Here is a 20,149-nt window from a genome sequence, read left to right as displayed (position 1 = left end):
AAAATGCGATTTTTGCAAGGAAAAACGATGAAAAACAAGATAATTGTGATAGTGGGACCGACCGCTGTTGGGAAAACAGCCCTCGCTATCGAGGTGGCCCAGCGCTTTCAGGGGGAGGTCATCAGCGGAGACAGTCAGCAAGTCTACCGCACCCTAGATATTGGAACGGCCAAGGCCAGCCCAGAAGAGCAGACGGCAGTTCCCCATCATCTGATCGATGTTCGCGAGGTGACAGAGACTTACTCGGCCTATGATTTTGTGACAGAAGCCAGCCAAGCCATCGAGGAGATTCAAGGACGGGGCCACCTTCCTATTATTGCCGGAGGGACAGGCCTCTATGTCCAGAGTCTCTTAGAAGGTTATCATCTAGGAGGGGATGTTGCCCACGAGGACATTCTAGCCTATCGGGAGTCCTTGTCCCCTCTCACTGACGAAGAACTTTTTGAGCGAGTAGCAAAAGAGGGAATTGAGATCCCGCAGATCAATCGTAGACGAGCTATGCGGGCCTTGGAAATCGCCCATTTCGATCAGGCCTTGGAAAATCAAGCTCCAGCCTATGAACCCTATATCATCTGTCTAGATGATGATCGCCAAGCCTTGTATGACCGCATCAATCGACGGGTGGATCTCATGGTCAAGCAGGGCTTGTTAGAAGAAGCCCAATGGCTCTATGACAACCATCCTGAGGTTCAGGCTGCGAAAGGGATTGGCTACAAGGAGCTCTTCCCTTATTTCAAGGGGGAGCAAAGCCTTGAAGAGGCTCTTGAACAGCTCAAGCAAAATACGCGCCGTTTTGCCAAGCGCCAGTTGACCTGGTTCCGCAATCGGATGACAGTTCATTTTTACCAGATTGGAGAAGAAGGCTTCAAGGAGCGGGTCCTTCAAGATATAGAAAGATTTTTAAATGATAGAAACTGAGAAAAAACAGGAGCGGGTCCTCATTGTTGGTGTCGAGCTCCAAGGCATGGAGAACTTTGACATGTCTATGGAGGAGTTGGCCAGTCTAGCCAAGACAGCCGGGGCAGAAGTCGTCGGCGTCTACACCCAAAAGAGGGAGAAGTACGACAGCAAGACCTTCGTCGGCTCTGGGAAGCTAGAAGAAATTGCCCAAATGGTCGATGCAGATGAGGTTTCGACCGTTGTCGTTAACAACCGTTTGACCCCTCGCCAGAATGTGAATTTAGAAGAAATTTTGGGTGTGAAGGTCATTGACCGGATGCAGCTGATCTTGGATATCTTTGCCATGCGGGCCCGGAGCCACGAAGGCAAGCTCCAGGTTCATCTAGCCCAGCTCAAGTACCTCTTGCCTCGTCTCGTAGGTCAAGGGATCATGCTCAGCCGTCAGGCCGGAGGGATTGGTTCTCGTGGTCCGGGGGAAAGTCAGCTGGAGTTGAACCGCCGGAGTGTCCGCAATCAAATCACCGATATCGAGCGTCAACTCAAGGCGGTCGAAAAGAACCGTGAAGTGGTTCGGGAAAAACGCCTAGAATCCCCTATCTTTAAGATTGGCTTGATCGGCTATACTAATGCCGGCAAATCAACCATTATGAATGCCTTGACCAGTAAGACCCAGTACGAGGCAGATGAACTCTTTGCGACCTTGGATGCGACCACCAAGAGCATTCATCTAACAGGCAATCTACAAGTAACTCTGACAGATACAGTCGGCTTTATTCAGGACTTACCGACAGAGTTAGTGACCAGCTTTAAGTCGACCCTAGAAGAAAGTAAGAATGTGGATCTCTTGGTCCATGTCATCGATGTCTCAGATCCCAACCATGAAGAGCATGAAAAGACAGTTCTTCAGATTATGAAGGATTTGGAGATGCTGGAGATTCCACGCTTGACTCTCTACAATAAGGCTGATAAGGTCGAGAACTTTACACCGACCCAGACACCTTATCGTCTGGTTTCAGCCAAGGATCCCGATAGTCGGACTAAACTGCAGGACATTCTACTTGAAAAGATGCAGGAGCTCTTCCATCCCTTTACGATTCAGGTTCCTTTTGATCAAGCCTACCGCATCCATGAATTGGAGACCATAGCCATCTTGGCTGAGCGTTCCTATGAGGAAACTGGTGAGGTCATAACAGGCTACATCGCCCCCAAAAATGCATGGAGACTAGAGGAGTTTTATCATCATGGATTATCTTAATATTGCCCTCAGCTATGGCGGCTATACCAGTCTCGACAAGGTCTATTTGGAGCGGGTCTTAGCGGGATTGACAGAAGAGCAAAAGCTCCAGTTTATCACGCCACCGCCCAGTGTCATCAATGCCTATTTTGCTGAGCTTTACCAAAAGAAGAGCCCCGAAGCAGCAACAGACTACTATGAACAAGTCACTGAAGGCTTTGATCTCTATCAGACGAGTCCCAGCTTTGAGGAGGACAAACCCTTTGTCCGTCTCAATCTGTCTGGCAAGGCCTATGGCTTTTGCTACCGAGAAAAGGGATTGGCTCAAGTCTTTGCCCAGCAAGCAGAAGACATTCGTATGGACCTCTTGTTTGAGATTGCGCAAATCTTCCCTCACTATCTCGTCTATGAAGAGGAAGGCTTGATCTTGATGCGGCATGTTACGGATCAAGAGGTGGTGGAGACCAAGGAATTGTCACCTCTATCTACTCTTGAAGAGTTGGCAGATGGTAGCATCCGCCTGACTGGCTACAACCAGGACGAATTGGCTCAATTAGCTAAGGCCTACCCAGGAAAAATCGCCGTTCGATCAAAAAATCGGACTGCTATGATCTATATTAGTTAGAAAGAATACAATGGAAATTCAATTTTTAGGAACGGGTGCGGGACAGCCGTCCAAATCTCGTAATGTCTCAAGTCTAGCCCTCAAACTTTTGGATGAAATCAATGAAGTTTGGCTCTTTGACTGCGGGGAAGGGACACAGAACCAAATCTTAGAAACCAGCATCCGTCCTCGAAAAGTCAGCAAGATTTTTATCACCCACTTACACGGGGACCATATCTTTGGTTTGCCAGGCTTCCTCTCTAGTCGCGCCTTTCAGGCCAATGAAGAGCAGACCGATCTAGAGATTTATGGACCGGTTGGGATCAAATCCTTTGTTTTGACCAGCCTTCGGGTTTCCGGTTCACGCTTGCCTTACAAGATCCATTTTCATGAGTTCGATGAAGGTTCTCTTGGAAAAATCATGGAGACTGATAAGTTCACGGTCTATGCCGAGGCCTTGGACCACACCATCTTCTGTGTCGGCTACCGCGTCATGCAGAAGGATTTGGAAGGGACCCTCGATGCAGACAAACTCAAGGCAGCAGGGGTTCCTTTTGGACCACTCTTTGGTCAGGTCAAAAATGGCCAAGATGTTACCCTGGAAGATGGCACCAAGATCATTGCTGCGGATTATATCTCAGCCCCTCGACCGGGTAAGATCATCACCATCTTGGGCGATACCCGCAAGACCAATGCCAGCGTCAGACTTGCCGTCAATGCAGATGTCCTAGTGCATGAGTCTACCTATGGCAAGGGCGATGAGAAGATTGCTCGTAAGCATGGCCACTCGACCAATATGCAGGCGGCAGAAGTGGCGCGTGAAGCAGGAGCCAAACGCCTTCTACTCAACCATATCAGTGCCCGCTTCCTCTCCAAGGATGTCAGCCAATTGCGCAAGGATGCTGCGACTGTGTTTGAGAAAGTCCATGTGGTCAAGGACTTGGAAGAAGTGGAATTGTAATGGTACAGGTACATCGAGAGGAAATAAGATGACAGTTGAAAATCGTTTATTAGATAAGGCAGATTGGTATTTTGAGGACACGGTAAGCAACTATTTGCACAGCTATCAATTACAAAAAGAAGCATTAACCCAAAATGATCTCCGCGAGATTTATCGTTGGGCTGCCAATCATATCGGTTTCTTCGTTACTTGGCTCATTCAGCAGGATGCGAAAGAAACGATGTCTCCTGATGAAGAAACAGCATGTCAGAGTGTAAAAGACGAGCAAACGTTGGGCGTTGATTATCTTTTAGACTGGTGTGATGGTAAGTTGGGAACAATGGATATCAAAGAGGAGTTTCAAGCTTTTGTAACTGACTATTATGAACACCAGTATATGGATGATTATTCTGAATTTGTAATCAATGATTTGGATGACTTGCCTTTAGAATTTTTAGGTAGCTGGGAGGATTATCACCTCTTTGCTCCTATCATTGATGATGCTTATGCTGACTATTTAGCTGGAATAAGATTTCATTAATAGGACCAACCCATTGAAAGGAATAGAGATGCGAACTATCATCATCACAGGCGCGAGCGGAGGCCTAGCACAGGAAATGGTCAAGCTCCTCCCTGAGGACCGGCTCATTCTCCTAGGCAGAAATCAAGAAAAACTAGAACAACTCTATGCTGACCATCCTCAAGTCGAATGCATCGGGATTGATATCACCGATTCCTCAGCCGTCCAAGACTTGGTAGAAGAGCTCTATCAGCGCTATGGACAGATTGATGTCTTGGTCAACAATGCAGGCTATGGGATTTTTGAAGAGTTTGACAAGATTACCAATGAGCAGATCCATGCCATGTTTGAAGTCAATACCTTTGCCCTCATGCAGCTTTCGCGCTTGATTGGTGCCCGCATGAAGGCAACAGGCAAGGGGCACATCGTCAATATCGTCAGTATGGCGGGCCTCATCGCAACTGCCAAGTTCAGCCTCTATTCGGCTACCAAGTTTGCGGCCATTGGCTTCTCCAATGCCCTGCGGTTGGAACTCATGCCCTTTGGAGTCCATGTGACGACGGTCAATCCAGGACCAATCCGGACCACTTTCTTTGACCAGGCAGACCCAGACGGAAGCTATGTCAAAGCTGTGGATCGCTATATTTTGGAACCGGACTTTGTGGCCAAGAAGATTGTGAAGAACTTTGGGAAAGCAAAACGCGAGCTCAATCTGCCTTGGCTTTTGAACCTGACCCACAAGCTCTATACCCTTTTCCCTCGCATCTCGGACAAGCTAGCCAGCAAGATGTTTAATTACAAATAGGAGGAACCAGATGGCAGCCAATATTCAAGCCTATTTAGAAAACCTCCAGCAACCCTGGGGACAGATCTATTACGATATCCTTTTTGAACAATTAAAAGACATCAAAGGCAAGCGAGTCCTTGATTTCGGCAGTGGCTTTGGCCTCGTGGCCAACCACCTGGCGCAAGACAATGAGGTCCTTGCTGTCGAACCCAATGAGGAAATGGTGGCCTTGCGGGCCCAGGATCACCCCTATCAGCAATTGGTCGGGAGCTTGGACCAGTTAGCAAGTCTTGAAGATGCAAGCTTTGATGTCATCCTCTGCCACAATGTCTTGGAGTATGTAGGGAATCGCGAGTCTGTTCTCAAGGCATTCACCCGGCTCTTGAAACCAGGAGGCCTGCTCTCTATCGTCAAGCACAATGAGGTTGGCCGCGTCCTACAGACCGTCGTCTTTGAAAATGATACTCAGAAGGCGCTTGATCTCCTAGCAGGTCAAGATCTGGAAACCCACTCCATGGGCTTTGCTCAGGCTTATGATCTCGGTTCAGTAGTAGAAGATCTAGCCCTCGAAGTTCAGGACTACCAAGGAATTCGAGTCTTTTATGCCTTGCAGGACAATCGCTTCAAGAGCCAAGAAGGCTGGCGAGAGTCCATGCTTGAGATGGAGCTGGCAGTCTGCCAAGAGTCCCCTTACCGGGATATTGCCTTCTTCCAGCACTATAGGTTAAAAAGGAGTTAAGATGTTAGAGTACAAACAAGAGATTCCAGCGATGGCAGACCTAGTCGCACTCTACAGCTCGGTCGGCTGGACCAATTATACCAACAACCCATCTATGCTGGAAGAAGCTGTCAAAGCCAGTCTCTGGCAGTTGGCCGTTTATGATGAGAAAGAGCTCGTCGCCTACATTCGCTTGGTAGGAGATGGCCACTCTGTCCTTTTGGTGCAGGATCTCTTGGTGCGACCAGATCATCAGCGCCAAGGCATTGGAGCAAAACTCTTAGAAGAGGCTTTAAGGACTTTCCCCAATGTCTATCAACGGCTTCTTGTCACTGAACGAAGCGAGAAAAATCTAACCTTTTACCAGTCACTAGGCTTTGTCGAACTGTCAGAGCAAGCCTGTACAGGGATGATTTATATGAAATAAAGAGAGTGGGACAGAAATCGGTAATTCGTTAGAATTCGATTTCGTTGTCCCACCTCCGCACAGTTGAGTAGGGCTGTAAAAGCTGATGAAATCAGCGTAGTAAAGCCCACTCAACCACTGCGTCTTGCTCAACAATCCAAAAATAATTGAGAGGCTAGGACTTTTGTCCCAGCCTCTTTTTTGTAGCGCCTAGGATAAAAAAATAACTAGCTAGTAATAAAATTCTTTTTAAGAAACAAAAAAGAGAGAGAATCACATTCTCTCTCTGGCTATTAGTGACTAGGAGGTGGAGCTAGTGCAAGCTAATAGTAATCATCTGAACTGAATTAGTTATCAGTCATTTTACGTTTTAATACAACGGCACCGGCCAAGACCAATACTCCTGTAAGAACAAGACCTGTTGCGACAACTTCACCTGTACTTGGAAGAAGTTTCTTACGTCCGCCACCATTACCGTTTGGTGTAGGTCCTCCAGGTGTGGTAGTAGTACTATCTTCAGTAGCTTTAGATGTCTCAGGTGTTGTCTCAGGTGTTGTCTCAGGTGTTGTAGAAGATCCTTCAGGTGTTGTTGTAGTATCTGAAGGAGTTGGATTTTCAGTAGTAGTTACTGTAGTGCCAGGGTTTTCAGTAGTAGTTACCGTAGTCGAAGGCTCCTCTGTAGAAACAGATGTAGCAGGAGTCTCAGGCGTAGTAGTTACTGTAGTCTTAGACTCTTCAGTTGTTGTAGTAGTTGAAGTAGTCGGCGCTTGAGTTGTTGTAGTAGTTGAAGTAGTTGGCGCTTGAGTTGTTGTAGTAGTTGAAGTAGTTGGCTCTTCAGTTGTTGTAGTAGTTGAAGTAGTTGGCTCTTCAGTTGTAGTTGTAGTAGTTGTTGTAAATGTCGTAGTAGTGGTTGTTGTAGTCGTTGTAGTTGGTTTGTTTGATGTGTTAATGACCTTGATCACGTTAGCATCATCAATTTTTTCAACTTTTGAAGTGTAACCTTCAGGTGTGTTTGTTTCCACTACTGAGTACTCAATCTTCTTACCGTCTTTGATACCTGGCAAATTCGTAAATGCTGCTTGCCAACCAGAAGCTTTTGTAAGAGTTTGTGTCATTCCTTCTAAAGCTTGGCCGTCAGCATACAATTGAACAGTGATATCTTTACGGTCTGCTTCGCTATCTCCAACCCATTCTTTTTGAACGGTCACAGTTGTGTCACCAGATACCCAGAATTTCAACTCAGTGTTGTTCCAGAAAGCTGGGTCTGTTTGAGGTGTTGTGATTTCGTCAGCTGTCAAGGTAGCGTTGTTGTCAACACGGATAGTTGTTTTAGGAATTAATGTTTGGTATTCAATGATTAATTCTTCGTCCGTAGCTGTTTTGAAGACATCACTGACATCTGACAAGTTCACAGTAAATCCGTTACCGTCTGCATCGAATTTCACATGTTGCCAGAAGTCCCATCCTGAAGCAACTACTTGTCCACCTTTTCTTAATGTGAAGGATGGTTTCAAGTAAGTTCCAACGAAGAATTCACTTGCAGCGTGATTGGCAGCTGGAGCAAAAGTGATTTTTGAGTAATCTACAGCTGGAGCTTGGATTTTATCAGATACAACAGGATTTGTGATGGCTTGTTTCTTACCATCTCCGTTGATACGGATGAACCATTTTGTAAGGTAATAGTCATCTCCAACATTCATCCAAGCATAGTTTTCTGATGCATCAAGTTTGAATGTTTTAGCTACATAGTCACCTGTAAGGTTGTACTTGTTCAAGACAGATTCAAATACGCCAGGTCCGTCAGGACGAGTGATGACAACGGATTCCGAACCGACTTTAGAAGTGGCAGTCTTGTTTCCAGGATTTCCTGGAGTGTTATCCCACACTGCTTGATATGAGAAACCACCCTTAACGTTTTGGTTCATGGATTCGATTGCTTTTTTAAAGGTAAAAGTAATCTTTTTGTCTGTCATCGACAAGGTAGCTACCTCAGCACCGTTGGCTTGAAGTGACTCCGTTGCAAGTTTGGTGATATTGACACCTTCAGGAGCGTCGATAGTAAACGTATCACCTTCCTTAACAGAAATTCCTGTCAAGTCCCAGTCAAAAGAAAAATTGACCTTTTGACCAGATGTCTCTGCTTTAAGGTTTGTAATGGTTGGTGTAACAGTTGCTGCAGAAACTGGCTTAATGATTGACAAGCCAAGAGCAACTACACTAATCATTGCTACAAACGCGAATAATTTTTTATAGAAAGTTTTCACTTGTTCCTCCATTCCTTTTTCCTGGTCTGGAAGTACATCACTTTTTTTCCACACATTTTAAGCGTGTCCAGCTCTATACCGACAAAAAGTCGGCTAGATTTTATGACGGTTTTTCTGCTAGGACTGAATGGTAGAGACCATCGTTGTAGCCAGAGAAAAGCGGAAGTCGACTGTGACAGCTTAAAATAAAAAACTGATTGTCCTTTCCACACACAGAATTAATAACTCCAAGGGCCATAAAGTCAAGGATTACAAACCAAGACGGCTGAAAAACCGAACGATCTTTTTCCCTATAATTTTAGACCTCTTATATTATAATACAATCCTTTGCAGTGTCAAGTAATTTGTATCTAAATAATAAAAAATAGTAGGATTTTTTTATTTGGAGGTATTTTCGTAGATTAAAAAGATTGAAAAGATTGGAAGAAGACTTGTAACAGACGCAGTTTGGGAACTGGGCTAAGCTTGATTTTTAAGACCTGGGATAGAAGATTTTACCCCTACTGATTCAAAGCTAGCTTTCGTTTTCCTGATTTCTGGCTTTCATGTTATAATATGCTGATAAGAAAAACAGGAGACAAGGACCGAGATGATCACGTCAAAATATGAATGGCAGTTTGCTGCGCCCTTTTCAGATGATACTTTTTTGGCGCAAGCAAAGAAGAGAGGATTAGAAGCATCTGCAGCCAAGTTACTGGGAGAACGAGGAATCCAGACGGAAGAGGCGCTGGATCGTTTTCTTGAACCTCGGCTAGAAGATCTGCATGATCCCTACCTGCTTCACGATATGGACAAGGCAGTGGATCGCATTCGCCAAGCCATTGAAGATTATGAACAAATCCTAGTTTATGGAGACTATGATGCGGACGGGATGACGGCCGCTTCTATCATGAAGGAAACCCTGGAGCAGATGGGGGCGGAAGTAGCCGTCTATCTACCCAACCGCTTTACGGATGGCTACGGTCCCAATGCCAGTGTCTATAAGTACTTTATCGAGCAACAAGGGATTTCCCTTATCATCACAGTGGACAATGGGGTAGCTGGTCATGAAGCCATTGAATTGGCCCAAAGCATGGGAGTAGATGTTATCGTAACCGACCACCATGCCATGCCAGAAGTTTTTCCCGATGCCTATGCCATCATTCACCCCGATCATCCAGATGCTGACTATCCTTTCAAACACCTAGCGGGCTGTGGGGTCGCCTTTAAGTTGGCTTGTGCCCTCCTAGAAGAGGTGCCCCTAGATTTCCTTGATTTGGTTGCCATTGGGACTATTGCGGATATGGTCAGTCTGACAGACGAAAACCGCATCCTAGTTAAGTACGGCCTAGGTGTCCTTCGTCAAACCCAACGGATTGGTCTCCAGGAAATGCTCAAACTGGCCTCCATCACTCCTCAAGATGTAAATGAAGAAACAGTTGGTTTTCAGATTGCCCCTCGTCTCAATGCCCTGGGTCGCTTGGATGACCCAAATCCAGCGGTCGAACTCTTGACAGGTTTTGACGACGAAGAAGCGCTGGAAATTGCGCTGATGATTCAAGCAAAGAATGAAGAACGCAAGGAAATCGTCCAAGCCATCTACGATGAGGCCAAAGCCATGGTGGACCCAAGTCTTCCCGTTCAAATCTTGGCAAAAGAAGGCTGGAATCCTGGTGTCTTAGGGATCGTGGCCGGTCGTCTACTTGAAGAGCTTCATCAGCCCATCATCGTCCTCACCATAGACCAAGGCAAGGCCAAGGGAAGTGCACGAAGTCCCGAAAGTGTCCATATTTTTGAAGCCCTAGATCCCCATCGTGATCTCTTTATCGCCTTTGGAGGCCATGCGGGTGCAGCTGGTATGACTCTGGAAGTGGACAAGCTCCCTCGTCTGACTGAGATTTTTTCTGACTATATTGTAGAAAAAGGGATTGACCTGACGGCCAAATCCACACTCTTCGTGGATGAAGAATTGGACCTAGAAGAGCTGAACCTGGATACTTTGAAGAGTTTTGACCGTCTCGCTCCTTTTGGGATGGACCATAAGAAGCCAGTCTTTTACATTCGTGATTTTCAAGTGGAGTCTAGCCGGACCATGGGGTCTGGCAATAGCCATCTGAAGTTGAAGATTCAAAAAGGGGATGCCCGCTTTGATGTCGTGGCTTTTGGTCAGGGCCATTTGGAATTGGAATACTCCCAAGCGAAAAACTTGGAGTTGGTGGTATCCTTGTCCATCAATCAGTGGAATGGACAGACCACCCTGCAACTGATGGTAGTGGATGCCCGTGTAGAAGGAGTCCAGCTCTACAATATCCGAGGAAAAAATGCTCCTCTCCCACAAGCTATCCCACTCTTTAGTCAGTTGGAAGGAGGAGAAGATTGCCCTGCCATTGTCATCGATCGCATTCCAGATGACCTGGCTGACTTGAAAGCCCTCTTCCAAGAACAGAGCTTCCAAGCTGTCTATTTTAAAAATCACCTAGACAAGGCCTATTACCTGACAGGCTACGGCAGTCGCGATCAGTATGCCAAACTCTACAAGACGCTGTATCAGTTCCCTGAGTTTGATATTCGCCATAAGCTCAGCCAACTATCTGACTACCTCAAGATTCCACAAGTTTTGTTGATCAAGATGATCCAAATCTTCCAAGAGTTAGGCTTTGTCCAGATTGAAAATGGCATCATGACGGTCAATAAGGACGCGGAGAAGAAGGAGATTACCTCGAGTTCCATCTATCAGGACTTGGTGCAGACGGTCAAAGACCAGGAACTCATGGCTTTAGGATCTGTGCAAGAAATCTATGACTATTTAACGGAATCGATTTAATGAACAAGAAGAAAATATTTCTCTGGCTCAGCCCTTTCATCCTTTTTGCCCTCTATTGGCTGGGGATCTACTGGAGTTTGAGAAATCCCATGGAAGAAATCAACTACGCTGAAAATGGCGGCTGGATGCGCTATGTGATGTTTAGGCCCTTTACAGAAACGATCGGAAGTGATCGCATCTGGAAGGAGGATGAAGGATTTCAGTCCTATCCCTATTCAGATAACATTGTTGGTAGTCAGGAATACCTATCCGTCATGATGTTTCGAGACAGTTCTGAATGGGTTTACTGGTATGAATACCATCTAAATGAAAATGCATACGTTTGGATGACCTTCAAATACAATTCTAAAAAAAGAGCATTGATTCAAGAAAAAGTGTATCTTTACGAGGATAATCAAACAGTTGAAGGAAGTGATTTTTTACAGAAACTTGCTACTTACGGCAAAGACGTTACTTGGCTTCGAAAGCAAAGCAAGAAGGTCGTCGAACAATACATCCTTGGTACTTGGTTCAAAAGGGGAAGTTCGCGCTATTCCTTGAAGAACTTGGGCGATATGAAAATCCAGTACAATGAATTGTTAGAAAAGAAGTAAGACATTTTTTTCGAATCCAGTCCCGCATCTTTTTCAGATGTGGGATTTTTGTTTTCGTTGCAGGAGGCTGGGAAAATGATTTAGTAAAAAATGATGCACGTTAGTAGAATTCATGGTATAATGGAATGTAAAAATTTTTTTATGAAAGAAAGTTAACCATGAATTTAAAAGATTACATTGCAAGCATTGAAAACTATCCACAAGAAGGAATTACCTTCCGTGATATCAGCCCTTTGATGGCAGATGGCAATGCTTATAGTTATGCGATTCGTGAAATCGTTCAATACGCAACCGATAAGAAAATCGACATGATCGTCGGCCCTGAAGCGCGTGGATTCATCGTTGGATGTCCGGTCGCTTTCGAGCTCGGTATTGGTTTTGCGCCTGTTCGTAAACCTGGTAAATTGCCACGTGAAGTCATCTCAGCTGACTACGAAAAAGAATACGGTGTGGATACCTTGACCATGCACGCCGATGCTATCAAACCAGGTCAACGTGTTCTCATCGTCGATGACCTCTTGGCAACAGGTGGTACCGTTAAAGCAACCATCGAAATGATCAAAAAACTCGGTGGAGTAGTTGCAGGTTGTGCCTTCTTGATCGAGCTCGATGATCTTAAAGGTCGCGAAGCTATCGGAGACTACGATTACAAGGTCTTGATGCATTACTAATATAGTTTAGAGCTATATCTAGATAGAGAAAAACCATAATTGAAAACTATATGCTCCTGTCTTATAATAAGAGGTAACAACTTGTAAGATGGGAGCTTTTTATGCCAATTACCTTAGATAAGAAATTACCAGCAGTTGATATTCTTCGCTCAGAAAATATTTTTGTCATGGATGATATTCGGGCAACTCACCAAGATATTCGTCCGATGAATGTTCTGATTTTGAATCTCATGCCGACTAAGGTAGCCACTGAGACTCAACTCTTACGCCTCTTGGCTAATACTCCCTTGCAAATCAACGTGGATTTCCTCTATATGACCAGCCATGAGTCCAAGACGACAGCGGCAGAACATATGGAAGTCTTCTACAAATCCTTCGATGATATTAAAGAGAACTATTATGATGGCTTGATTATTACGGGAGCTCCAGTAGAGAAACTAGACTTCGAGGAAGTGGATTACTGGGAGGAGTTAACAAAGGTCTTTGCTTGGTCGAAGCGCCATGTCTTTTCCACCTTGCATCTTTGTTGGGGTGCCCAAGCTGGTCTCTATTACCGCTATGGGATTGAAAAAGTAGCTCTCTGCGACAAGCTCTCTGGGATCTATGAGCAAACAGTCATGAATCCTCAGAATCGCTTGATGCGTGGTTTTGACGATGCTTTTTTGGCTCCTCACTCACGTTATACGGATGTCCCCCTCAAAGAAGTGCTAGACAAGAGCAACTTGCAAGTCTTAGCTCAAGGCGGTGAAGTAGGTCTATCAATTCTGGCCAGTCCAGACCTTAGAGAGGTCTATAGTTTTGGTCATCTGGAGTATGACCGTGATACCTTGGCCAAGGAATACCAGCGGGATGTGAAAGCGGGCTTGAATCCAGATCTTCCCAAGAACTATTATGATCAGGATGACAGCAGTCGCGATCCTCGGATGCGGTGGAACTTAGCGGCAGCCAACTTCTTTAGTAATTGGATCAATTATGCAGTTTACCAAGAAACTCCTTATCGTTTGGAGGAGTTAGAAAAAGATATTTCATTTTATGGTTACCTATAAAGGGGTAGTATGACATATTCACAAGCATTTAAATCGGGCAATTTGGTTTTACCAAGTGCCTTACTTTTCCATTATCACCATTTATTTAAAGACGCAGAGGATTTTCTTGTTTGGCAGTTCTTCTATTTGCAAAACACGACCAACCAATCCAGCCTCACACCTAATCAAATTGCAGATGCGATTGGCAAGTCTGTCGCAGAAGTAAACCAGTCCATGTCTCGCCTAACCAACCAAGGTTTGCTCCAATATCGGACCATTGAGTTAGATGGCGAGATTGAAGTTCTTTTTGATGCGACCATTGCCCTCGAACGTTTGGATGATTTGCTTCAAAGTAAGACAGATACCGCACAGCGTGGGCAAGGTAAGCAAGCAGAAAATGAACTAGCTGATTTGGTCAAAACCTTTGAGCAGGAGTTGGGACGTTTATTGACGCCATTTGAAATCGAAGATTTGACGCAGACAGTCAAGCAGGATCAAACAGACCCTGATATTGTAAAGGCTGCCTTGAGAGAAGCTGTCTTTAACGGCAAGCCTCACTGGAAATACATTCAGGCCATCCTGCGCAATTGGCGACGGGAGGGCATTACCAGTTTGACACAATTAAAAATCAAACAACAAGAACGGGAAGCCCTTCAGCCTGAAAATGTTACAGTTTCAGATGATTTCTTACAGGCAATGGATTTGTGGAAAGATTAAAAAACTAGCACCCAGAAAGTGCTAGTTTTTTCGTTTATAAATAGTTCGCGTAAGCTTTTTCTAGTTTGGTAAGGAGCTCTTGCTTTTCTTCGTCACTAGCAAAGGAAGCTTGGATAGCATCGACATTGTGCTGGTAAAAGTCAGCTGGGGTCGTTTGGAAGTGGCGATGGTAGAGGGCATATTCCTTGGTCAAATCCGTATCAGAGACGGTCCGGTTATCGGTGTTGATACTGATATGGGCCTGAGCTTCTTTCATCTTGAGGTAAGGGAAGTCCGCCACAGTGGCAGCTGCCTTGGTTTGAAGATTACTGGTCAAGCAGAGCTCACCAGTAACCCTATTTTTCACAAACTCTTTTAGAAGTTCTGGTTCATTCGCTAGTAAGGTCACGTGACCATTTCGTTTGATGCCGTAGGCCATGGATTGAACGACGTTGGCTGGACAGTGGCATTCTCCCGCATGTAGGGTCATAGGACGGTTGTAACTTTTGACCTGTTGGATGAGGGCATCAATGGCTTGTGGTGGATAGTGGTGTTCATCCCCAGCGAAGTCAAAGCCAACAAAATCCTGATCAGTGACCTCGTTGGCTTCTGCCAAGATGCTAGAGGTGAGCTCTTGATCGGACTGGCGCATACCACAAACGAGGGCTTTGGCTATAATGCCGAATTCATCCTGGGCTTGGCGCAGTCCTTCACAGACAGCATCGATTGTTTCTGGAACAGTGAGCCCTTGGTCCATGGACAATTCTGGGGCAAAACGAACCTCAATGTAGACGACATTTTCCAAAGCAGCTTGTTTGGCCACATCGTAAGCAGCAAGGGTCAAGGCTTCCTTGGTCTGAAGAAGAGGGCGAATGTAGTCAAAGGCCTCCAAATAGTCCAAAAGATTCTCACAGTGGGCAGGTGCAGTGACATGGTGCTTGAGCTCTTCATCACTAGCAGGAAGGTCAATATTGGCCATGGCTGCTAATTGGCGAATGGTCGGAAGAGACAAGGAACCGTCTAAGTGGCAGTGTAGTTCTGTCTTTGCCAAACTATGAAAGTCGATCGTGGACATGATTTTTCTCCTTCAAAAATGTATTTTTTCTATACTATCATTTTGCCAAGAAAAGTCAAGTAAAGTCAGCGTAGCAGATTTTTGAAAGTAGCGTCTGGATTTGATATGCTAGTAGTAACATAGACAAAGGAGAAAAGAGATGTCAGATTATCAATTACCAGAAGTATGGGAAGCACCGAGCCAAATGGGAGGAGCCTGGGGTGGCTTGAACCAACCAACAGCAGGTGCCCGCTTTGAACAGACTCTTCCAAAAGGTGATCAGCCTTTCCAACTCTATACCCTTCCAACACCAAATGGGATTAAGGTGACCATTATGCTGGAAGAATTGAAAGAGCTTGGAGTGGAAGCTGGTTATGATGCTTATCGCATCGAGATTGGCGAGGGAGATCAGTTTGGCAGTGACTTTGTAGCCATCAATCCAAACTCGAAAATTCCAGCTATGTTGGATCAATCAGGAGAGGAAGCGATTCGGGTCTTTGAATCAGCTAATATTCTCTTGTATCTAGGAGAGAAATTTGGCCAATTAATCCCGACAGATCCTGCTAAGCGGACAGAAGTGCTCAACTGGCTCTTCTGGCAGACTGGTGCGGCACCATTTTTAGGGGGAGGCTTTGGTCATTTCTTCCACTATGCGCCGGAGAAAATCGAGTATGCTATCAACCGCTTTGCCATGGAAGCCAAACGTCAATTGGACTTACTGGACAAGGAGCTTGCCACTAAACCTTATATCGCAGGGGATGACTACACCATTGCAGATATTGCCATCTGGTCTTGGTATGGTCGTCTAGCCCAAGACAAGGTCTGGGACCGTGCAGGAATTTTCTTAGATGTGAAGGAATACAAGCATTTGCAAGCTTGGACAGAGAAAATTGCCAATCGCCCAGCTGTGAAACGTGGCTTGGAAGTAGACTATAAGGAAATTAACTAAAGTCTAATATCGGCTTGTTGAGGATGATAGCGAGAGTTTCCGCCGTGAGTATAGCACATGAAACGTATAAGTTTCATGTGCCCAGAAGTTTTGAGACATTAGACTCAAAACTTAGTCATGGAACTTTGAAGAAGTTCGCTGACGTCCGGACTCACCTAAGGAAAGTCTAAAGTAATACCTTTCCATAATAGACAAGGCGCCGTTGCGCCTTTTTTTAATGGTGCAAACATGGTATACTAAAGGGTGGAATAAAAGTATAGAAAGTAGCACATGGAATTTACAAAATTATCAAATCGATTGGACTTGGTGGCTAGCTTCGTCCCAGCTGGAGCTCGTCTGTTGGACGTGGGGAGTGACCATGCTTATCTGCCAATCGCCCTCTTACAAGAAGGCAAGATTGAGGCTGCTATTGCTGGTGAAGTGGTAGAAGGGCCTTATCAATCTGCCCTCCAAAATGTCGCCGATAATGGTTTAGAGGACAAGATTGAGGTCCGCCTGGCCAATGGTTTGGCTGCCTTTGAACCAGCAGACGGCATTTCCTGTATCACCATTGCTGGTATGGGAGGACGCTTGATTGCAGACATCCTAGCCGCAGGTCTTGAGAAATTAGCCAATGTCTCTCGCTTGGTCCTACAGCCCAATAATCGTGAAGATGAACTGCGGGCTTGGTTAGTCGACCATGATTTCCGCATTGTTGATGAAGCGATCTTGGAAGAAAATGAGAAGTTCTATGAGATCCTTGTGGTCGAACACGGTTCTCAAGAGTTGTCAGCCAAGGAACTACGCTTTGGTCCCTATTTGATGCTGGAACAAGCTCCAGCCTTTGTCCAAAAGTGGTCCAAGGAAGTAGAGAAATTAGCCTTTGCCTTGGAGCAGGTCCCAGTTGATAATCAATCTGCCAGAGCATCATTAGAAGAGCGCATCGCACAAATCAAGGAGGTTCTACATGTTAGCAAGTGAAGTCATTAAGCGTTATGAAGCCTACTGTCCTCAGGAGCTTTCCATGGAGGGAGATGTCCGTGGCCTACAGGTCGGCACTCTGCAAAAAGACATCAAGAAGGTCATAGTAGCCCTAGATATTCGCGAGCAGACGGTGGCAGAAGCTATCGCCCATGGGGTGGACTTGATTATCGTCAAGCATGCGCCCATTTTCCGTCCCATCAAGGATTTGGTAGCTGATCGGGCTCAAAATCAGATCTATATCGACCTGATCAAGCATGATATCGCGGTTTACGTCAGCCATACCAATATTGACATTGTCCCAGATGGTCTCAACGATTGGTTCTGCCAGCTCTTGGACATTGAAAATACAGAGCCCCTCAGTTTGACGAGAGAAGGGCTCGGAATTGGTCGCATCGGTCGGGTAGCTACTCAAACCTTTGGTCAGTTGGCTGACAAGGTCAAAGAAACCTTTGGCTTAGATGCTTTGCGCTTGGTCAGTTATGATCAGGCTGACCTGGATCGGGTCATTGAGTGCGTCGCCATCTGTGGAGGAAGTGGACAGTCCTTTTACAAGGATGCTCTCGCCAGGGGAGCAGAGGTCTATATCACCGGAGATATCTACTATCACACGGCTCAGGACATGCTGAGCGATGGCCTCTTGGCCTTGGATCCAGGACACCATATCGAAGTTCTTTTTGTGTCAAAATTAGTAGAAAAGCTCAATCAGTGGAAGGCTGAGGGAGCCTGGGAGATTGAAGTGATTGGCAGTCAAGCCAGCACCAATCCTTTTTACCATATCTAAGGGGTCATGATGAAAGTTGCCATTATTGGTGCAGGGATCGTGGGATCCACTGCAGCCTATTATTTATCCAAAGAAGCACAAGTGGATGTGACTGTCTATGACCATGGAGTCGGCCAAGCAACTAAGGCGGCGGCAGGCATTATTAGTCCTTGGTTTTCCAAACGGCGGAACAAGGCCTGGTATCGTCTGGCTCGTCTGGGAGCAGACTTTTACCAAGAATTGGTAGAAGACCTGACCAAGGACGGAATTAAAACAGATTTTTACCAGCAGACTGGTGTCTATCTCCTCAAGAAAAAGGAGGACAAATTAGACGAACTCTATCAGTTGGCGCTGAGCCGTCGGGAAGAATCTCCCTTGATTGGAGACTTGGCGATCTTAACCAAAGAAGAGGTGGCCCAGCAATTCCCAGGGCTGCAAGGTTTTGAGAAGCTGCTCTATGCATCAGGTGGAGCCCATGTGGAGGGGACCCTTCTGACAGATACCCTTCTTCAGGCAAGTGGGGCAAGAGTGATCAAGGAAGAGGTTGCTCTCACGGTTACAGACACTGGCTATCAGATTGCAGGAGAAAGCTATGATCAAGTCATCCTAGCAACAGGAGCCTGGTTAGGGCAAATCCTCGAGCCACTTGGTTACCAAGTCGATGTCCGTCCCCAAAAAGGACAGTTGAGGGATTATCAGCTAGACCTAGATACTGATGATTATCCTGTGGTCATGCCGGAAGGAGAGCTGGATATCATTCCCTTCCAAAAGGGCAAGATCAGTATGGGAGCCACCCATGAAAACGAGATGGGCTTTGACCTGACGGTGGATCAGGCTTTGCTGAATCAGATGGAAACAGAAGCCTTGACCTACTATCCAGAACTAGCTCAAGCGGAAGTTATCGGGGAGCGCGTGGGAACCCGGGCCTACACCAGTGATTTTTCACCATTTTGGGGAGCTGTTCCTGATCGAGCAGGCCTCTATGTCGCTAGTGGACTTGGTTCGTCTGGCCTCACAACAGGTCCCCTCATTGGTTGCCATCTAGCCCAACTCGTGGTAGGAGGAAACCTGCGCTTAGATCCAGCAGATTATCCAGTTGAACAGTATGTGAAGAAGAGAGTAGGACAGAAATCGGAAATTCGTTAGAATTCGATTTCGTCGTCCCACCTCCGCACAGTTGAGTAGGGCTGTAAAAGCTGACGAAATCAGCGTAGTAGAGCCCACTCAACCACTGCGTCTTGCTCGACAATCCAAAGATAATTGAGAGGCTAGGACTTTTGTCCCAGCCTCTTATTTTCGAAAGACCTTCCGTAATTCGGATAAAAATAGTAGAATAGAACAAGTGAATCAACAAGAAAATTGGAGTTGTTATGAATTGGTTTCAATCGCAATCCGTGGTCTTACAGGCCTTTATCGCTGGATTGTTTACATGGGGCTGTACCATTGTCGGGTCAGCCATTGTTTTTTTCTTCAAGCATATTAGTCGTAAGTTACTGGACATCATGATGGGTTTTGCGGCAGGGGTCATGATTGCGGCGTCATTTTGGTCCCTCTTGCAACCGTCTATTGAGTATGCGGAAAAATCATATGGGAGCTTTGCTTGGTTTCCGGCTGCGATCGGTTTTCTAGCTGGAGGTTTTTTCCTCCGCTTGATCGATGCTATCGTTCCTCACCTTCATATGAGTAAGGAGATTGAGGATGCTGAGAGCATCCATACTCCGAGAGAAAAGAAGTTGTCTAAAACGACTCTACTCTTTCTCGCCATTACCATCCACAATTTCCCTGAAGGCTTAGCGGTCGGAGTGGCCTTTGGCGCTCTGGCTAGCAATCCAAGTCCAGAAGCCTTTATCGGGGCGGTTGGCCTAGCTATTGGGATCGGCTTGCAAAATATCCCAGAAGGGGCTGCCCTTTCGATCCCGATTCGGACAGATGGGAAATCCCGTCTCAATGCCTTTTATTGGGGATCCATGTCAGCTATCGTGGAACCAGTAGGAGCCCTTCTCGGGGCAGTAGCGGTCCTATCTATGACAGCTATCTTACCTTACGCCCTCTCCTTTGCGGCAGGTGCGATGATCTTTGTAGTGGTCGAAGAGTTGATCCCAGATTCCCAGACTAACGGCAACACAGATGTTGCGACCCTCGGTCTCATGGTTGGATTTGTCATTATGATGATCCTCGACGTCGCTTTGGGATAAGGAACTGAAAAGGAGAGCATCAGGACAAGCTCTCTATTTGATTGCTGTTATTGTCTTTGAAAAAAAG

The 20,149-nt window shown here is 45.9% G+C and carries 20 protein-coding genes; 18 read left to right on the top strand and 2 right to left on the bottom strand.

All coding sequences use genetic code 11. From position 1 onward, the window contains the following. The first annotated feature begins 27 nt into the window (after positions 1-27). The 8 genes from miaA to LXO72_RS04065 are packed head-to-tail and all read left to right on the top strand — an operon-like array spanning position 28 to position 6,130. Positions 28-918: a tRNA (adenosine(37)-N6)-dimethylallyltransferase MiaA gene (gene miaA, locus LXO72_RS04100; RefSeq protein ID WP_233331608.1), complete on the top strand. Its 891-nt coding sequence runs from the start codon at positions 28-30 to the stop codon at positions 916-918. Beyond that, positions 905-2,155 (top strand): GTPase HflX, encoded by a 1,251-nt coding sequence (gene hflX / locus LXO72_RS04095; protein ID WP_233331607.1) that lies wholly within the window; start codon positions 905-907, stop codon positions 2,153-2,155. Before miaA ends, hflX begins: the two co-directional genes overlap by 14 nt. After that, on the top strand, positions 2,139-2,759 hold the full coding sequence (locus LXO72_RS04090; protein ID WP_442805155.1) for a cystathionine beta-lyase: 621 nt from the start codon (positions 2,139-2,141) through the stop codon (positions 2,757-2,759). Before hflX ends, LXO72_RS04090 begins: the two co-directional genes overlap by 17 nt. 10 nt (positions 2,760-2,769) lie before the next feature. Further along, positions 2,770-3,699: a ribonuclease Z gene (rnz, locus tag LXO72_RS04085; protein WP_233331605.1), complete on the top strand. Its 930-nt coding sequence runs from the start codon at positions 2,770-2,772 to the stop codon at positions 3,697-3,699. 28 nt (positions 3,700-3,727) lie between these two features. Continuing rightward, positions 3,728-4,219, top strand: a complete 492-nt coding sequence (locus LXO72_RS04080) for a DUF7832 domain-containing protein (protein WP_233331604.1) — start codon at positions 3,728-3,730, stop codon at positions 4,217-4,219. Between the two features lie 28 nt (positions 4,220-4,247). Beyond that, positions 4,248-5,003, top strand: coding sequence for an SDR family NAD(P)-dependent oxidoreductase (locus LXO72_RS04075; protein ID WP_233331603.1), 756 nt, complete (start codon positions 4,248-4,250; stop codon positions 5,001-5,003). Between the two features lie 10 nt (positions 5,004-5,013). After that, positions 5,014-5,724: a class I SAM-dependent methyltransferase gene (locus tag LXO72_RS04070; protein ID WP_233331602.1), complete on the top strand. Its 711-nt coding sequence runs from the start codon at positions 5,014-5,016 to the stop codon at positions 5,722-5,724. A gap of 1 nt (position 5,725) precedes the next feature. Beyond that, positions 5,726-6,130: a GNAT family N-acetyltransferase gene (locus tag LXO72_RS04065; protein WP_233331601.1), complete on the top strand. Its 405-nt coding sequence runs from the start codon at positions 5,726-5,728 to the stop codon at positions 6,128-6,130. A 326-nt stretch (positions 6,131-6,456) separates the two neighbouring features. On the opposite strand, the gene LXO72_RS04060 is transcribed toward LXO72_RS04065, so the two are convergent. Then, positions 6,457-8,385 (bottom strand): Cna B-type domain-containing protein, encoded by a 1,929-nt coding sequence (locus tag LXO72_RS04060; protein WP_233331600.1) that lies wholly within the window; start codon positions 8,383-8,385, stop codon positions 6,457-6,459. A gap of 577 nt (positions 8,386-8,962) precedes the next feature. Here LXO72_RS04060 and recJ point away from each other — a divergent pair. From recJ to LXO72_RS04035, 5 genes are all read left to right on the top strand, one after another. Beyond that, on the top strand, positions 8,963-11,176 hold the full coding sequence (gene recJ, locus LXO72_RS04055; RefSeq protein WP_233331599.1) for a single-stranded-DNA-specific exonuclease RecJ: 2,214 nt from the start codon (positions 8,963-8,965) through the stop codon (positions 11,174-11,176). Further along, positions 11,176-11,769 carry a TipC family immunity protein gene (locus tag LXO72_RS04050; protein ID WP_233331598.1) on the top strand — a complete coding sequence of 198 codons (594 nt, stop codon included), beginning with the start codon at positions 11,176-11,178 and terminating at the stop codon, positions 11,767-11,769. The genes recJ and LXO72_RS04050 overlap by 1 nt, the downstream gene beginning before the upstream one ends. A 158-nt stretch (positions 11,770-11,927) precedes the next feature. Then, on the top strand, positions 11,928-12,440 hold the full coding sequence (locus LXO72_RS04045; RefSeq protein WP_233331597.1) for an adenine phosphoribosyltransferase: 513 nt from the start codon (positions 11,928-11,930) through the stop codon (positions 12,438-12,440). A 101-nt stretch (positions 12,441-12,541) separates the two neighbouring features. Continuing rightward, positions 12,542-13,486, top strand: a complete 945-nt coding sequence (gene metA, locus LXO72_RS04040) for a homoserine O-acetyltransferase MetA (RefSeq protein ID WP_233331596.1) — start codon at positions 12,542-12,544, stop codon at positions 13,484-13,486. Positions 13,487-13,495: 9 nt separating this feature from the next. Then, complete coding sequence (locus LXO72_RS04035; RefSeq protein ID WP_233331595.1) at positions 13,496-14,182, top strand: DnaD domain-containing protein; 687 nt, start codon at positions 13,496-13,498, stop codon at positions 14,180-14,182. Positions 14,183-14,216: 34 nt separating this feature from the next. Here LXO72_RS04035 and add read toward each other — a convergent pair whose 3' ends face one another. Beyond that, positions 14,217-15,236: an adenosine deaminase gene (gene add, locus LXO72_RS04030; protein ID WP_233331594.1), complete on the bottom strand. Its 1,020-nt coding sequence runs from the start codon at positions 15,234-15,236 to the stop codon at positions 14,217-14,219. Positions 15,237-15,375: 139 nt separating this feature from the next. Between add and yghU the strand changes: the two genes are divergently transcribed. The 5 genes from yghU to LXO72_RS04005 all read left to right on the top strand — a co-directional run bounded on the left by yghU (position 15,376) and on the right by LXO72_RS04005 (position 20,082). Continuing rightward, positions 15,376-16,164, top strand: coding sequence for a glutathione-dependent disulfide-bond oxidoreductase (gene yghU / locus LXO72_RS04025; RefSeq protein WP_154858339.1), 789 nt, complete (start codon positions 15,376-15,378; stop codon positions 16,162-16,164). Between the two features lie 270 nt (positions 16,165-16,434). After that, the gene (locus tag LXO72_RS04020) at positions 16,435-17,124 is read left to right on the top strand and encodes a tRNA (adenine(22)-N(1))-methyltransferase (RefSeq protein WP_233331593.1); all 690 of its coding nucleotides are present in this window, start codon (positions 16,435-16,437) and stop codon (positions 17,122-17,124) included. Then, the gene (locus LXO72_RS04015) at positions 17,111-17,908 is read left to right on the top strand and encodes a Nif3-like dinuclear metal center hexameric protein (protein WP_233331592.1); all 798 of its coding nucleotides are present in this window, start codon (positions 17,111-17,113) and stop codon (positions 17,906-17,908) included. The genes LXO72_RS04020 and LXO72_RS04015 overlap by 14 nt, the downstream gene beginning before the upstream one ends. A 6-nt stretch (positions 17,909-17,914) precedes the next feature. Beyond that, positions 17,915-19,033 (top strand): NAD(P)/FAD-dependent oxidoreductase, encoded by a 1,119-nt coding sequence (locus LXO72_RS04010; protein ID WP_233331591.1) that lies wholly within the window; start codon positions 17,915-17,917, stop codon positions 19,031-19,033. 224 nt (positions 19,034-19,257) lie between these two features. Further along, positions 19,258-20,082: a ZIP family metal transporter gene (locus LXO72_RS04005; RefSeq protein WP_233331590.1), complete on the top strand. Its 825-nt coding sequence runs from the start codon at positions 19,258-19,260 to the stop codon at positions 20,080-20,082. The last annotated feature ends 67 nt before the right edge of the window (positions 20,083-20,149 follow it).

This window comes from Streptococcus sp. XMC (assembly GCF_021341835.1).
Taxonomy (GTDB): Bacteria; Bacillota; Bacilli; order Lactobacillales; family Streptococcaceae; genus Streptococcus.
The sequence above is the reverse complement of the archived record's forward strand: the minus strand, read 5'-3'. Positions and strand labels throughout refer to the sequence as shown.